18 protein-coding genes and 1 other RNA gene are annotated in these 15406 nt (G+C 33.8%); 12 read left to right on the top strand and 7 right to left on the bottom strand.

Annotated elements, in window-relative coordinates:
* Positions 1–11: 11 nt before the first annotated feature.
* Positions 12–1193, bottom strand: a complete 1182-nt coding sequence (locus PRO_RS05015) for a pyridoxal phosphate-dependent aminotransferase (protein ID WP_011125170.1) — start codon at positions 1191–1193, stop codon at positions 12–14.
* A 92-nt stretch (positions 1194–1285) separates the two neighbouring features.
* On the opposite strand from PRO_RS05015, the gene PRO_RS05010 reads away from it, so the two are divergent.
* From PRO_RS05010 to PRO_RS04995, 4 genes are read left to right on the top strand one after another with little or no spacing between them, the layout of a single operon-like run.
* Positions 1286–1687 carry a lactoylglutathione lyase gene (locus PRO_RS05010; protein WP_011125169.1) on the top strand — a complete coding sequence of 134 codons (402 nt, stop codon included), beginning with the start codon at positions 1286–1288 and terminating at the stop codon, positions 1685–1687.
* Between the two features lie 24 nt (positions 1688–1711).
* Positions 1712–2320, top strand: coding sequence for a uracil-DNA glycosylase (locus tag PRO_RS05005; protein ID WP_011125168.1), 609 nt, complete (start codon positions 1712–1714; stop codon positions 2318–2320).
* A gap of 3 nt (positions 2321–2323) precedes the next feature.
* Positions 2324–3547: a (E)-4-hydroxy-3-methylbut-2-enyl-diphosphate synthase gene (ispG, locus tag PRO_RS05000; RefSeq protein ID WP_011125167.1), complete on the top strand. Its 1224-nt coding sequence runs from the start codon at positions 2324–2326 to the stop codon at positions 3545–3547.
* 52 nt (positions 3548–3599) lie between these two features.
* Positions 3600–4943 carry a S41 family peptidase gene (locus tag PRO_RS04995; protein ID WP_011125166.1) on the top strand — a complete coding sequence of 448 codons (1344 nt, stop codon included), beginning with the start codon at positions 3600–3602 and terminating at the stop codon, positions 4941–4943.
* 1 nt (position 4944) lies between these two features.
* Here the strand turns inward: PRO_RS04995 and nadA are convergent, their stop codons facing one another.
* Positions 4945–5976: a quinolinate synthase NadA gene (gene nadA / locus PRO_RS04990; RefSeq protein WP_011125165.1), complete on the bottom strand. Its 1032-nt coding sequence runs from the start codon at positions 5974–5976 to the stop codon at positions 4945–4947.
* 8 nt (positions 5977–5984) lie between these two features.
* Between nadA and PRO_RS04985 the strand changes: the two genes are divergently transcribed.
* A complete protein-coding gene (locus PRO_RS04985; protein ID WP_072013151.1) occupies positions 5985–6818 on the top strand; it encodes a TIGR04168 family protein in 834 nt (277 codons plus the stop codon).
* Between the two features lie 89 nt (positions 6819–6907).
* On the opposite strand, the gene PRO_RS04980 is transcribed toward PRO_RS04985, so the two are convergent.
* A complete protein-coding gene (locus PRO_RS04980; protein ID WP_011125163.1) occupies positions 6908–7699 on the bottom strand; it encodes a hypothetical protein in 792 nt (263 codons plus the stop codon).
* A 30-nt stretch (positions 7700–7729) separates the two neighbouring features.
* Here PRO_RS04980 and PRO_RS04975 point away from each other — a divergent pair, with 30 nt between their 5' ends.
* Positions 7730–8935 carry a class I SAM-dependent methyltransferase gene (locus PRO_RS04975; RefSeq protein WP_011125162.1) on the top strand — a complete coding sequence of 402 codons (1206 nt, stop codon included), beginning with the start codon at positions 7730–7732 and terminating at the stop codon, positions 8933–8935.
* Positions 8936–8938: 3 nt separating this feature from the next.
* Here the strand turns inward: PRO_RS04975 and aroB are convergent, their stop codons facing one another.
* On the bottom strand, positions 8939–10042 hold the full coding sequence (gene aroB / locus PRO_RS04970; protein WP_011125161.1) for a 3-dehydroquinate synthase: 1104 nt from the start codon (positions 10040–10042) through the stop codon (positions 8939–8941).
* Positions 10043–10124: 82 nt separating this feature from the next.
* Here aroB and PRO_RS04965 point away from each other — a divergent pair, with 82 nt between their 5' ends.
* The 3 genes from PRO_RS04965 (at position 10125) to PRO_RS09675 (ending at position 12131) form a co-directional block, all read left to right on the top strand.
* On the top strand, positions 10125–11294 hold the full coding sequence (locus tag PRO_RS04965; protein WP_011125160.1) for a 5-(carboxyamino)imidazole ribonucleotide synthase: 1170 nt from the start codon (positions 10125–10127) through the stop codon (positions 11292–11294).
* A gap of 19 nt (positions 11295–11313) precedes the next feature.
* A non-coding RNA gene (gene ssrS, locus PRO_RS04960) (6S RNA) lies at positions 11314–11494 on the top strand.
* Positions 11495–12029: 535 nt separating this feature from the next.
* On the top strand, positions 12030–12131 hold the full coding sequence (locus PRO_RS09675) for a DUF4278 domain-containing protein (protein WP_072013150.1): 102 nt from the start codon (positions 12030–12032) through the stop codon (positions 12129–12131).
* Positions 12132–12287: 156 nt separating this feature from the next.
* Here PRO_RS09675 and PRO_RS04950 read toward each other — a convergent pair whose 3' ends face one another.
* On the bottom strand, positions 12288–12503 hold the full coding sequence (locus PRO_RS04950) for a TIGR02450 family Trp-rich protein (protein ID WP_011125159.1): 216 nt from the start codon (positions 12501–12503) through the stop codon (positions 12288–12290).
* A 225-nt stretch (positions 12504–12728) separates the two neighbouring features.
* Between PRO_RS04950 and PRO_RS04945 the strand changes: the two genes are divergently transcribed.
* Together PRO_RS04945 and PRO_RS09380 are read left to right on the top strand one after the other, a co-directional pair.
* On the top strand, positions 12729–13169 hold the full coding sequence (locus PRO_RS04945) for a DoxX family protein (protein ID WP_011125158.1): 441 nt from the start codon (positions 12729–12731) through the stop codon (positions 13167–13169).
* Positions 13170–13312: 143 nt separating this feature from the next.
* Positions 13313–13453 (top strand): hypothetical protein, encoded by a 141-nt coding sequence (locus PRO_RS09380; RefSeq protein ID WP_165438634.1) that lies wholly within the window; start codon positions 13313–13315, stop codon positions 13451–13453.
* A 453-nt stretch (positions 13454–13906) separates the two neighbouring features.
* On the opposite strand, the gene PRO_RS04940 is transcribed toward PRO_RS09380, so the two are convergent.
* Positions 13907–14140 (bottom strand): DUF2862 domain-containing protein, encoded by a 234-nt coding sequence (locus PRO_RS04940; protein ID WP_011125156.1) that lies wholly within the window; start codon positions 14138–14140, stop codon positions 13907–13909.
* 301 nt (positions 14141–14441) lie between these two features.
* Entirely contained in the window at positions 14442–14606 is a 165-nt protein-coding gene (locus tag PRO_RS04935; RefSeq protein ID WP_011125154.1) for a hypothetical protein, read from the bottom strand.
* 233 nt (positions 14607–14839) lie between these two features.
* Here PRO_RS04935 and PRO_RS04930 point away from each other — a divergent pair, with 233 nt between their 5' ends.
* Complete coding sequence (locus PRO_RS04930; RefSeq protein ID WP_036892250.1) at positions 14840–15079, top strand: hypothetical protein; 240 nt, start codon at positions 14840–14842, stop codon at positions 15077–15079.
* Positions 15080–15406: the final 327 nt, after the last annotated feature.

Here is a 15406-nt window from a genome sequence, read left to right as displayed (position 1 = left end):
AACACTATTAATTAAGTAATATCTTTAATTATTCTATTTAATCTAGTTATCCCATCATTTAGTGTCTCAGTATTAACAGAACAAGATAGTCGAATGCAGCGATCATTACCAAAAGCAATCCCTGGAACAATTGCAAGCCCTTCTTTTTCTAGAGCTATTTTGCAGAAAGATAATGAATCGGGTAATTCATCCGACAGTTTAGGGAAAGCATAAAATGCTCCTGATTGAGCCTCTAATGAAAGACTAGATATCTGTCTTAGTTCTTCTGTTAATAGTTTTCGTCTTTCGTTATAACTTTGAATCATATAATCAATGCCCTTTGGTGCTCCTTTTATAGCTGCTAGTGCTCCTCTTTGTGCAAAGCTACACACGTTACTTGTACTTTGACTTTGCAAAGCAATCGCTTTTTTAATAATCTTGCTTGACCCTTGTAGATATCCAACTCTCCATCCAGTCATTGCCCATGCTTTTGCAAATCCATTTACAATAAATATTTTATCTTTTAAGTCTGGTGCTATTGATGCAAGACTAATATGAACTTCTTTATCTGTGATTAGGAATTCATATATCTCATCACTCATAACATAAATATTTGGGTGTTTCCTTAATAAGTTTGCTATTGATTGCAGTTCACTCTCTTGTATTATTCTGCCAGTAGGATTACAAGGCGAATTTAATATCAACAATTTAGTTTTATGATTAATATTCTTCTCAATTTCTTCGATATCTAGAGAAAATGAATTTCCTTTTGAAGAATTTATTGTTATTGGTATTCCACCAGCAATTTTTGTAATCTCAGGATAACTTAGCCAATATGGAGAAGGAATTAACACTTCATCTCCAGGGTTGATTATTACTTGTAAAAGATTAAAAATTGCCTGTTTCCCACCATTAGTTATTAGTACATTTTCTGGACTTGTAGGAACATCATTTATTTCGGTTAATTTTTTTGCGACTTCCTCCCTGAGTGATGGGTCTCCACCAGCAGGTCCATATTTAGTTATTCCATCGTCAAGTGCCTTTTTCGCTGCCTCTACAATGAAATTTGGGGTGTCAAAATCTGGTTCACCAGCACTTAGACTACATATGTCCCTCCCTTTCTGTTTTAAGGATTGAGCAAGTGAGCTGATCTCTAGAGTTAATGATGGCTTTAAACTTAGAGCTCTTTCTGAAATTACATCGAGGTTTGACATTTTGTTCAATTGTTGATTCTGGGTTGTTTTCTAAACATCAGGCCATGACTTTGTTAGTGTTTTTAATACCTTACGAATTATATAAATGAAACATGGATTTTACTAAAGCTGGTCTTTTAATTGCTTCTTCCAATCCAGGAAGGTTAGCAAAGTTTTATTCGCTAGTGATGGAATGCAGTGTTTCTGATGGAATTACAAATAATGATTTTGATCTTAAGAATGAGGAGTTTTCCCCTATCAAGTTCTTTAAGCCATCTACTAAAATGAATTTTTCAAGAAAATCGATTCCGCCTGTTTCAATTTGCTTTCAAAAAAAGTCATCTTCAGACCCTCTGGCAGTACTCGAAAATTGGAAAGAAAAAGTCATTTCATATGGAGCGGAATTATTAGAAGGACCAAGACTTGAGAAATTTGGCGCTGAGGCTTGGTTTTTAGACTTAGATGACAATAAGTTTTTGCTTTTTGTACCTGTCAATAATTTTCAGGGGAAATAGATTCTATTATTAATTCTTAGCAATATGAATTTATCAAATTCTCTACATGATACGCGCTGTCATTCTTGTGGTTTAGATAAAGATACCTGCCGGATTGTTGTTAGTAGAGGAGATCCAACCTCCAATTTAATGCTAATCGGTGAGGCTCCAGGAGCAAAGGAAGATGAAACAGGTATCCCTTTCGTAGGTAGATCTGGAAAATTATTAAATATACTTCTTGAAAATGAGGGCTTTGATTATGAAAAAGATGTATTTATATGTAATTTACTAAAATCCAGACCACCCAATAATAGAACTCCTACAAGACAAGAGATACAAAATCATATTCCATGGCTTTACCAACAAATAAAATTAGTTGATCCATTGATTATTGTTTTAATTGGTTCTTCAGCCTTACGTGCAATACTTGGAATTAAGTCAAAAATTTCTGATTTAAGAGGAACGTGGCACAATTGGAATGGAATCTATGCAATGCCAATTTTTCACCCATCCTACCTTTTAAGAAATCCCTCCAAAACCATAGGAGGACCATACAATTTGACTTGTTTGGATTTGCGCGAGGTAAACAGAAAGCTTGTTGAACTTCAATTCGTTCCTAAAACTACAAGTTTTAAAATTCCAATGAGTCACTAAATTATGACTATAGAAAATACTCAGAACATCAACATTGACACCCTCTCGCGTCGCTATAGCACGCAGATTCAGCGTAGGAAAACACGCTCTGTGATGGTTGGCAATATAGGTATTGGTAGTGATTATCCTGTAGCTGTGCAGTCAATGATCAATGAAGACACTCTGGACATAGAGGCGTCGACTTCAGCTATAAGAAGGTTACATGAAATCGGATGTGAGATTGTTAGATTAACTGTCCCATCTCTCTCTCATGCAAAAGCTGTTGGGGAAATAAAACGACGATTAGAACAAAATTATCTTCCAGTACCTTTGGTTGCGGATGTTCATCATAACGGTATGAAAATTGCCTTAGAGGTAGCAAAACATGTTGATAAAGTCAGAATAAACCCAGGACTTTTTGTTTTTTCAAACCCGGACCCTTCTCGCACAGAATTTTCTAATAGTGAAATCAGTGCCATTAAAGAGAAAATAATTAATAACTTTGAACCTATAGTTAATACTTTAAAAGCACAAAACAAAGCATTAAGGATAGGAGTGAATCATGGGTCACTCGCAGAAAGGATGCTTTTTCAATATGGAGATACTCCTCTAGGGATGGTTGAATCTGCAATGGAATTTGTTCGAATTTGTGATTCTTTGGACTTTCATAACATTGTGATTTCAATGAAAGCATCACGACCTCCTGTAATGCTTGCAGCTTATAGATTAATGGCAGATGCTATGGATAAAGAAGGGTTTAATTATCCTCTTCATCTAGGTGTTACAGAGGCTGGTGACGGAGATTATGGTCGCATAAAAAGTACAGTTGGGATTGGAACTTTATTAACAGAAGGCTTAGGAGATACTATTAGGGTTTCTCTCACTGAAGCACCTGAAAAGGAAATTCCTGTAGCTTATTCAATTTTACAAACAGTAGGATTGAGAAAGACAATGGTTGAATATATAAGTTGTCCAAGTTGTGGAAGAACTTTATTCAATCTTGAAGAAGTTGTAGCCAAAGTTAGAGATGCCACTAGCCATTTAACTGGTCTTGATATAGCTGTAATGGGTTGTATTGTTAATGGCCCTGGTGAGATGGCAGATGCAGATTATGGATATGTAGGCAAGGGTAAAGGTATAATAGCTTTGTATAGAGGTAGGGAAGAAATTAGGAAAGTCCCAGAGGATGAAGGAGTTTCAGCATTGGTAGAATTAATTAAAAGTGATGGAAAATGGATCGATCCATAGAATGTTATGAATTATTGAATCTATCTAATTAATAACTCTATAAGTCAAATTAATGTTTAATTTAACCTTTAAAAACTGTCCTAATAATAGTAATAAGAATTTGAGGAATTTGATTTTATCATTTTTCATCATTATTTCACCAGCTCTATCAGCTCCGCAGAAAATACATTCTTTAATTGAAGATAGTCCTAAGGAGGTTATGGATCAGGTCTGGCAAATAATATACCGAGATTACATGGATTCAACAGGAAAATATGATCAAAAAGAATGGTTTAAGGTAAGAAGAAAAATGCTATCTAATAAATACGATAATTATTCACAAGCTTATGAGTCAATTCGCGTCATGTTATCGAGTTTGGAAGATCCTTATACGCGATTTTTAGAACCTAAGGAATTTAATGAGATGAGAATAGATACTTCTGGAGAACTTACAGGTATTGGAATACAAATATCTATTGATGAGAAAAATAATGATGTACTAGTTATTTCTCCTATTGAAGGTACACCTGCCTTTCAAGCTGGCATAAAGGCAAAAGATAAAATTATATCTATAGATGGAACTTTAACAAAAGGTATGAGTATAGAAAATGTTGTTAAGTTGATAAGGGGTAAAAAAGGTACCGAAGTTAAATTAGGAATTTCAAGAGATAATCAATTTTTTAAATTAACTTTAGTCAGGGCCAGAATTGAAATTCGTACTGTCGTAAGTAGGATCAATAAATCAAGCTCTGGCAATCATTTTGGATATATACGCTTAAAACAGTTTAGTGCAAATGCAGCTAAGGAAATGCGAAAAGCATTAATCTCATTGGAAAGGAATGATCCTGATGCTTATATTATTGATGTAAGAGGGAACCCGGGTGGATTACTGGAGGCAAGTATAGATATCTCGAGGCAATTGTTAGATAAAGGAGTAATTGTAAGTACTAAAACAAAGGATGGGATTACTGATGTTAGAAGAGCCAGAGGAAATGCTTTGACACATAAGCCTATTGCTATTTTAGTTAATGAAGGTTCAGCAAGCGCAAGTGAAATCTTGTCAGGAGCTATCCAAGATAATAAAAGAGGAATTTTAATTGGTAAAAAGACATTTGGTAAGGGTCTTGTTCAATCAGTTAGACCATTGGTTGATGGTTCAGGATTAACTGTTACTGTCGCTAAGTACCTTACTCCTCGCGGTACTGATATTCATAAATACGGAATCGTTCCTGATATTGAAGTGGAATTGAAATCTATAAAAGGTAATAGATTTTCTAGCATTGATCTTGGTACAGAAAAGGATAGTCAATATTCAGTAGCTGAATCGGCTTTAATTAGACTATTAAAAAAGTTTCAAGATAAAAAAGCTTATTTGCCTAATAGCTCTAACTTTGAAGTTGCCATATCCTCTAAATAAACTACTTACTTAATGACAACATTTTCTTAATTGGTCTTAATGCTTTATTTTGCACTTCTTCATCTAAAATTATTTCGGGAGTTAATTCCTTCAATGATTTAATTACCTTCTCTGCTGTATTTAGTCGCATATAAGGGCAAGAGTTACAACTACATCCATCTAGCCCTAGAACCTCAAAAAATTTCTTTTTCGGCTCTTTAATTCTCATTTGATGAATAATACCTGGTTCTGTTAACACAATAAATTCTTCAGCCGGAGATATTTGAACATGTGATAACAATTTACTAGTTGAACCTATGAAGTCTGAATAATCTAAAAGTTGATCTGTACATTCTGGATGAGCAATTATTTCTGCTTTAGGGTGCTGCAATTTCAATTTTATAACACTTTCTTCGCTAAATGTTTCATGAACCATACAAGAACCTTGCCATAGTTTCATTTTACGACCACTTTGCTTCTCTACCCACCTACCTAAATTCTTATCTGGGGCAAATATGATTGGTATGTTTAGAGGTATTCTTTTAACTAAATCAACAGCATTACTGCTTGTACATATCAAATCACTTTGTGCTTTAACAGCTGCTGAACAATTTATATAGCTAATTACATAATGATCAGGGTATTTATTTATAAATTTTTTAAAGTCTTCTTCAGGACATTCGTCTGCTAAAGAACATCCAGCGTCCATATCAGGAATTATTACCTTTTTATCAGGACAAATTATCTTTGCTGTCTCTGCCATGAAATGAACACCACAGAATAAAATCACTTCTGCCTCTGTTTCAGCAGCCTTGCGTGAAAGTTCTAATGAATCGCCTATGAAATGGGCTATGTCTTGAATTAAATCGTCTTGGTAGTAATGAGCGAGAATTACAGCGTTTTTTTCTTTACAGAGCAATCTAATTTGGTTTTTGACTTCATCCCTAGTTAGGGGATCCGGTAATACCGTCTGTTGAGTTGAATAAACTGTAGACAGTTTCTTTTTAGCAATTTGAGGCAGTATAGAGGTTCTTATCCAATTTCCCTCTGTCATTTTCTCGTATTGCTATAGCAGGAGATCTCCATGGCTCTTGGCTACAGGAGGACAACGATTTGTTAATGCATTTGAATCCTGACGGAGTCTTGTTTGTTGGAGATCTTGGAGATGCAGATTTAAAGCTGGTTAAGTTAATTAGTAGTCTTCCAATTCCTACAGCCGTAATTCTTGGGAATCATGATAGAGGGAAGGATCTTGATGGTTCTAAATTAAAGGCCCAAATTTCATTACTAGCTAACAAAAATTGTGCTTGGGATAAAAGTAATTGGAATAACCCTTTAGTTTCTGTTGTAGGAGCAAGACCTTGCAGTGCAGGAGGTGGATATTATCTTTCACCCCAAATGAAAGCTGTGTTTGGACATGTAAGTCTTGACGAATCAGTTCGACGAATTGTCAAAGCTGCTTCTGATGTCCCCAAAGATTTGCCTCTCATCATTTTGGCGCATTCTGGACCTACTGGCTTAGGGTCAGATGTTACCAGTCCTTGTGGAAGAGATTGGAAGACTCCTTCTGTTGATTGGGGAGACAAAGACTTGGAATTATCTATTGACCAAATACGGAAATCTAGAGATGTTGATTTAGTTGTTTTTGGTCATATGCACCATCAATTAAAGAGAGGAAAGGGCCAAAGGAAAACGTGTCATGTTGATAATTTAAGGGATACTGTTTATCTAAATACTGCATGTGTTCCACGAAGAGGTAGAGATGCTAATGGGGTTGAATTATGTCATTTTTCATGGGTAGAATTTTCGAAAGGTAAACTAATCAATGCTTCTCATAGATGGTTTCGAAATGATCACTCTTTAGCCTTTAAGGATACTGTCTATAGTAGATTCTAGCTGATTCAAACTATTAGAGATTAAGTATATTTATTTCTCTTTTCTTTAAAATAATCATCGATTAGAGTTTGCTATTGCTTGAAAAGTTCTTAACTATTACTTGTACTTGTAACTCTTTTGGAAAAAATAAAACCAAAAATAAAAAATGCTATGAAGGAGAAAATATTTCTTGATAGTGGGAGTAGATCATTAGTCCTTGTTATTACAGGCGCTATTCCAAATACTCCAAATAACATTATCCATAATGGAGACATTAATAGAAGCCACTTCCAAGCAATTAATTCATCCTCCTTTCTTGGCACTGCAGCAACCCCTGCAATTACACCACCTAGAATAGAAGTACATAATGTCCAAACCCATTGTTCCTTAGGTAGTCCTGGAACCACATCGCATCCACCCCTATTAAGACATTCTTTCACAGAATTTATGGAATCGATTATTGACATTTCTTCTCCATTATCTCGCACATAGAATTGATTACCATATCTTGTTTGCAGTTCGACCCAGAAAATTCTGGGCATAAGCGCGAAGTATGCTTCTCCTACATTGAAGTTCAAAAGGTTACCCCCTCTAGGATCTGCAACTAATACAAGGCTTCTTTCGTCTAAATCCCAGAATTTTTTTACTGCAATCCCAGGACTCTTTTCGTATTGAGTAAGCACTCTGATCTTCCAACCTGTTTTATTTTCATATTCATTAAGAGACTTCTCTAGATTAATTCTTTTTACTTCACTGAGAGATTTTGCAAGATCAATTACAGGAGTTTGATGATCTGGTAATAAATCTGCATTTTCATAGGCAGTTGCTGGTAAAGATAATGAAAAACAAATTAACAGTGCAAATAAAATGCTTCTCATAGAACCTATTAGCCTTTGGCTCATGTTTTTTTGTAATTAAAACCATACTCGCTGATGGAACACTTGCCTGTACCTTGTCCTGATTGGATGGCCGCTCATATTTCTGATAGAGGAGGTGTCATAAGCTTCTTTGATTTTATGGACTTGGCTCTAAATGATATGAAAAACGGATCTTATGCAACTGGAAAACTAAGGATTGGGCCTAAAGGTGACTTCGTTACATCACCTTCTTTAGGGCCTGAGTTTTGTGATTTATTAGCATCACAGGTTGTGGATTGGGTAGAAGCACTTTTGCATACAGATGTAACTAGTGAAGTAATTTCAATAATAGATATTGGACCTGGTGAAGGAGACTTGCTTTTCCATTTGATCGAAGCTTTACAAAAAAAATCACCTTCCCTTTTTAAAAAAATCAAATTAATTCTAATCGAAATTAATGAGGGTATGAAAGATCGTCAGAAAAGGAGGTTGGCCCCATTTAAAGATATTCCTATTTGTTGGATGTCAATGAAAGAACTATCAGATGTTCCTGTTAAGGGAATTATGATTGCTCATGAAATATTAGACGCTTTGCCAGTCGATAGAGTTGTTTCAAATAACAATAAACTTTTTATGCAAGGCGTTAAACTGAGCACTTTAAATAATAAACATTACATTGAATTTACTAACCTCCCTTTATCAGATTCAATTAAAAATTCAATAATTGATATAAGTAATAAAATTGATATTTCTATCCCCCCTCAAAATTCTGAAGAAGGTTGGTCTACAGAATGGCATTCTTGTTTAAATAATTGGTTCAAGGAAACTTCTTTATGTTTAACAGAAGGTCCCCTATTAATTATTGATTATGCGCTTGAAGCTAATAGGTATTATTCAAAATCACGATCGGAAGGAACTATAATTTCTTATTCTTCTCAAGTTTCAAATTCCAACATCCTGGAAAAAATTGGAACTACTGATATTACTTCTCACTTATGTCTAGAAATAATTTATTTATTAGCGATAAAAAATAACTGGAATTTTGTAGGTGAAAGAAAGCAAGGCCTTTCACTTTTAGCTTTAGGTCTTGCTGATAAACTAAATGATCTAAAACAAATACCAAATAGTAAGCTTGGAGAAGCTTTAACGAAGAGAGAAAATCTTTTAAGATTAATAGATCCATCCTGTTTGGGTGATTTTCGTTGGATATTATTTAATAAATCATCTTCTGCTAATTCAGATATCTTGCAATCTAGATTTCTTAAAGAACCTAATGATTAGCATTTAAATACTTTCCAAAAGAGATTTAATTTCATTTTCGCTAACATCATTTAAAATTTCAACCATCCCTATTCCTAAAGGAACTATTAATCTAATATTACCTTTATCTACCTTCTTATCTCCTTTCAATGTTCTTAATACGTCTTCATTGTTTATTTTAGGCCAGCTTATTGGCAGACCTGCTTTAGTTAGTAACTTTTCTTGCCTAAGCGCATCATCCACATTCCACAAATTCTTTCTTAGTGCTAATTGACCAATTAAAACCATTCCCATTGACACAGCTTCTCCGTGTAACCAATGCCCATAACCACAAAGTGTTTCTATAACATGACCAAAAGTATGTCCATAATTAAGTATTGCTCTCAATCCAGATTCTTTTTCGTCTTTTTCTACAATCCTAGCTTTGATTGATACTGATATTTTTATTAGTTCTAATAATACACATTCTTTTATTGAATATATATTACTTAGATCTTCTTCATTCTCTAGTTTATTAAATAATTCAAGGTCTTTTATTACACCATATTTAATTATTTCAGCCATTCCTGAACGGAATTCCCTTTGAGGAAGTGTTTTTAGAGTATTAATATCAATTAAGACTAATTTAGGTTGGTGGAAAGCTCCTATCAAGTTTTTACCCTTTGGATGATTCACCCCAGTTTTGCCTCCGACTGAAGCATCTACCATTGCAAGCAATGTTGTTGGTACTTGTACAAAATCAATACCTCTTAGCCATGTAGCTGCTGCAAAACCTGCCATATCTCCGATCACACCACCCCCCAATGCAATAATCAGTGAACCTCTGTCAAGTTGATGCTCATAAGCAGCATTGTGTATAAGAGCTATGCTTTCATAATTTTTTTTATTTTCACCCGCTTCTAATATTAAAAGATTGGCATCATAACCAGCTTCTTTAAGGCTTGTTATAAATCTTCTACTATAAGGTTTTGATACATCAGGGTTTGTAACTATGAGAATTTTCTCGCCTGTTCTTATATTTATTCGAAGTAGTTCTTCTCCAATTGTATACAAGATTTCCGAACCTACTACAACCTCATATGGATTGTTTTTTAAGTTGACTTTAATGCGGCAGTTGTCTTGGTTCACAAATTAAATAATGAATTTAAAGAATTTTCCCCAACTTTTATGGGGGACTGTTATTTAAGCTCAATGCAGAGGACTTTATTCATTGGAAAATAACGACCATCAGAATTTCTGTATAGGAGTGGTTGGTGGAGGCCAACTTGCTCAAATGTTAGCTAAGGCAGGAAAGAAGCTGGGAGTCGATTTGATTGTCCAGACAAGGTCTGAAAACGACCCTGCTGTTCAGAATGCAAATGGACTTGTTTTGTCAGATACAAACGATATTAACGGAACTAGGCAACTGGCTCAGAAAACTAGCTGCATAACTTTTGAGAATGAATGGGTAGATATAGAAGGCTTGTCTCTCTTAGAGGATTCTGGTGTCACCTTTATTCCAAAACTTTCAGCGATGTCACCCCTTATAAATAAGCTGTCTCAACGCAAACTTTTAAAGAAATTGAATATTCCCGGTCCAGAATGGCTGTCTTTATCCTCTTTCAAAATTAGTGATCTAAAACTAGAAGCTAATTGGAAATTTCCTCTTATGGCAAAATCTTCTTTTGGAGGTTATGACGGAAAAGGAACAATGGTTATAAACGACTTTAGTGATCTAAAAACTCTTCTTCAGCAAGTTAACCCAAAGCAATGGTTTTTAGAGAAATGGATTAACTATGATAAGGAGTTGTCATTGGTTGTTTCAAGAGATTTATTTGGAGAAGTTAGAACATTTCCTTTGGTTGAAACATTTCAAACCAATCAAATTTGTAATTGGGTTTTAGCGCCTGCAGATGTTATTCACCCAGTCATTGCTATGGCTAACAATATTGCAATTTCATTAGTTCGAGAATTAAATTATACGGGAGTATTAGCTATTGAATTCTTCTATGGCAATGATGGTTTGCTTGTCAATGAAATAGCTCCAAGGACTCATAACTCAGCTCATTTATCCATAGAAGCATGCGCGAGTAGCCAGTTTGAGCATCAAATAGCTATAGCAGCAAGGAAGCCAGTAAAATCTACTGAATTAATTGCTCCAGGGGCAATAATGGTTAATCTATTAGGTTTTAAGGATTCAGAAAACATAGTTGAAAGACGATTGCAATTACTCAAGAAAATTAACGGGGTTAATCTTCATTGGTACAACAAAGAAAATAATATTCCTGGTAGAAAATTAGGACATGTGACCAAGTTGTTAAGCTCTATTGATATAAAGCAGCGAAGGAATGAAGCATTGCAAGTGCTTAATCAAATACGATCTATTTGGCCAATGACGTAGAACTTTTGAATAATATGCAAGAGAACTGTTTTGTTGGTGATGACCTTTTAAGTGCTCTGATCTGACTCTTTTTCGACTTGAGGAGACTGTTGTTATCGTGAAGTAAACCAGTCATGCAACTGGAAATGGATCATTACTTTGACTCCTCTTCTGGCTTATCCAGGTCGAACGCTTAGGTCACACGGCAAAATGGTTCTATAGTTTTTTATAGATATAGATAAAGTCTAATTTTAAATTCTTGGCAAGACGCTCATTAAATCAACTCACTTAAAAATAATTCCTTTCAAATCCAAAAACTTTCCATTTCACCCTCATAAGTATTAGATACCTGTCTTTTGGCAACTTGCTGACCATCTAAACCTCAGTCTTAATAGGACAAATGTATTATTGCAAAAGCTTTCCACTAGATATGGTGTGACTACAGCATTTTGTATCACCATCTATAGGACTTGATTTAATAAATAATATCGCCTAGAAAGAAGGTTCCCCATCACCCAGGCTCCGCGTATTACGCAGAGTCTTTTTTTTGTCAAAAAACATAATGCAAAGGCACAAAAGATACTTTTACTAACTCGTCGTTTAATTAATTTCCTAGCATGTCGGGCTTTTGATAAAGCACATTTGTTTATGCTATTGTGATTTTGTAGCAACAGCTACTAAAACGTTCAACTCTTATTAGAGCCGCAGTTCGACTCAAGCCATGGAACGGGGACTTGAGCTAACCCGGAGACAACAATGTCACTAACCTACAGAGGTCAAAAGTACACTCAACACAAAGCAGTAGTTGAAAAGAAGCATGTGCTCCTTACTTATAGAGGTAAAAGGTATTCAATCTGAAATCTCTAGATAAGCTAATAGGCCCTATTTCTAGGGTCTATTTTTTTATCTTTTTACCTTAATCATTTATCCCTTAGTTTATATATTTAAATTTGAGCATAAAGTTTAATATTATTCAGTAATCTTCTTTAAATTCGATTTTCATTGGAGAATGATTTATTCATCTTTTGGAAGCTGAACCCAGCCAACAGTCCACTTTGCATATGTTTTCAAATCAGTCCAATTAACGTTAAACTTTATATTTTTGTCTAGTATTGCAACCAATGTTACCCAACGCTCCTCGCCTTTTCCTCCGTAATCTATAACTTCAAAATGACGGTAGCCATCTATTGACGTACTAGAAGTCCATGCTTTGTTTGGGGGCCACCTCATCTACTTATTAATTGAAAAAGGTATGTGGAAAACAAGTGTAATTAGCTTATTTCTTTTATTCTATATTAAAGAATGAATTTCACGTTAGCAATTCAACAGTCAATAATACCTATTTAAGTATCCCTTCACCAGTTTATAAATTATGCATCTATCACATTATGAGATTTTTGATTTTGATCTAATTACCCTAAAATTAGATTAATCTGCCAAGTTTATTACTATTTAATGCACTATTTCTCTAGCAGAGTTCTTGATTTTTTAGGTAGAGTTTTTTTAGCCTCAACATTTGTAGTTGCAATACCTTCAAAATTTCTTAATTACCCAGTTGTCTTAAATACAATAATTCAAAAAGGAATTCCTGAAACTCAGGCAAATATACTCTTAGTGGCTGCTATCTTTTTACTCATATCAGGCAGTTTAGCGCTTGTCTTTGGAAAAGATCAGAAAATAGGGGCTATTTTTTTATTGATTTTTCTTGTTCCAACCACCATTATCTTTCATTTAAAACCATTTCAACCTCAAGCATTTTTCATGAATACTGGCTTAACAGGGGCCCTAATTTTAGCAATAACCAGATCACAGCTACCTCCTAAAGCGATTAATAAGTATTCATTTGATGAATTTCTTCAATTCCTAATTGAAACATTTAGAAAATTGGTACGATAGAGGTCAACAACAGTCATACCTCTGATAGTTCAACGTAACTTTCATTTAGAGTTGACTTTTTCACAAATAATTCGTTTGGATATCAATATATATAAGTTAAAAACTGAATTAATATTCTATTTTAAAATCAACGCATTAATATTATGCATCAGCAATTTGAAGACAAGGCTTCATTAGGAAATGATTCTGTCGAGGATTTAGGTTTCGAATCCGAAGAAGATTTGTTAGATGCACTTATACCTTTAATGCAGGAGCTTGATTTAGAAGATATGTTAGTTGCATAGAATCTAAATTAAATATACTTTGAATATCTGGATATTTATTAGTTAATTGATCATTACTTATTGTTCTTGCTTTTAGATTTAATACCAAAAAATATGGATATTAGTATAAGTATAAATATAATAAAAGGTGTACTATGAGTAAAAACTTCTATCAACATAATTAACTTTCTTTGTTAAGGTAGTTATACAATTCTTGGAATAGTACAGCTGTAAAAAATATAGAAATTGATGGGATAATTAAAGGTAACCAGATACGCTGAAATATCTGATAAGGAAGATTATAACCGAAGATGTTTGCACAGATAGTTAGAATAAAGAATAAACAAAATATAATTACAAGAAAAAGGTTGTAAACCAGAAATTTATCCAGCCATATTTTCCAATGCTTTGCTTCATTATTCATAAAGAGATTATACATAAACTATCTATTCGTATTGATGAGTGTCTTTAAATTTAATCATCTTCAATTTCGCATAGCTCATCTTCAAAAAACCATTGATTAAGTCCAGATTTTAATTGAAGTACTAGTCCAAACTGATTACCATCTACCATTTTATATCCCACTAATAATCCTATGGGCTCATTTTTTAGCAGATTAAGAACGTTTTTGGGTAAACGATCGTTTAACTTATCAAGGTCAACCTTAAGTTTTTGACCTTTCTTTAGCTTTGAAGAGTCATTAATCATCTATATAATTAAATATCAATTGGGCTATTACACATTTGATATGCGCGAACAAATCCTATCTCCTGTCTAGTTAGACCGGAGTTTATTACGCGAAGTTCAGACATAGTTTTAACTAAATGCTTGTTCGCTAATAATGTACATTTTGTTTTATTTTTAAATTCTTCAGATATGGGAAAAAATAATGTAGTAAAGAATGCCATAGCAAATATTGTTAAAGATGGATATAAATAAATTCTTATTTTCTCAGAACAACTCAGCTTATCTTTAATCATCTGCAATTTAAGGATATTAGAATTATATATTAAGCAGCAATACAGTCACTATTATTTTCCGCTGTTCTGCTAGTAGAAAGAACTCTCATAACAGTATCTGAATTTTCTAATTCGGTTAGCCTCCAGTGATTTATTAAGAGCTGGAGCTCTTTGATTCTAGTTTCAGCATATTCAATTTTCTCTAGTGTAGTCATTTAATTGATTCTTTCTTTAACTATGCAGCCAAAAGCTAAATTTGCAAGCCCCAGCTCGTTATTTACTAGCATGTCGACTAAGTATTAATAACTAGAAGTGGCTTATTCCTCCTTTGCTTAATATGAGTGTTTAATGCTCTAGAAGAAAATCTCTGGATTTATGGTTAATCCATAAATGATTTTGGCTTAAATGATAGCTTTGTTATATATTTAGTATAGATAGAATTTTGTCAATGAAAAAAGTTAAATATGCTGAAGTTGCCCCATGGGATGGTGGGCCAAATCAAACTCATACCAATGATCCAGAATGGATCATGCAAAAAGGGATTATTGAGGTGAGTTTTAGTAGAAATCAACTAGATCACAACTATTTTCACATCAGAAGGGGTGAGAAGGAAGAGCAAGTATTCACCTTTCAAGCACGTTATCTATATCAAGAACTACTAGACAAGGGCTTTATTCTAAAGGAATAGTGACTAGTCTCTAAATGAATATTAGTTTCAAACGGATCAATTAATCCATGCTCTGCTTTAAGGCATACTCATAATTATATATTCAGATTTCATTATCCTTTTTAAAATTTAATTTTATTATTTATAAGACAATTTAATTCTTATATCTAAAAGGTTTCAACAGAATTAATTAATTAGCTTATATATTAATAATATATTTTTGAAATGCAAATCACATGAAAATGAAATTCTTTTCTGCTTATTCGTAGATGAATTAATACTTTTCCACATAAAACAGTTTTAAACTAAGAAGTGTAAAGCCAGGATGTAGCTCGTACTAATAATTCG

The sequence above is a fragment of the Prochlorococcus marinus subsp. marinus str. CCMP1375 genome (assembly GCF_000007925.1).
In the GTDB taxonomy this organism is placed as follows: Bacteria; Cyanobacteriota; Cyanobacteriia; order PCC-6307; family Cyanobiaceae; genus Prochlorococcus_E; species Prochlorococcus_E marinus.
The sequence above is the reverse complement of the archived record's forward strand: the minus strand, read 5'-3'. Positions and strand labels throughout refer to the sequence as shown.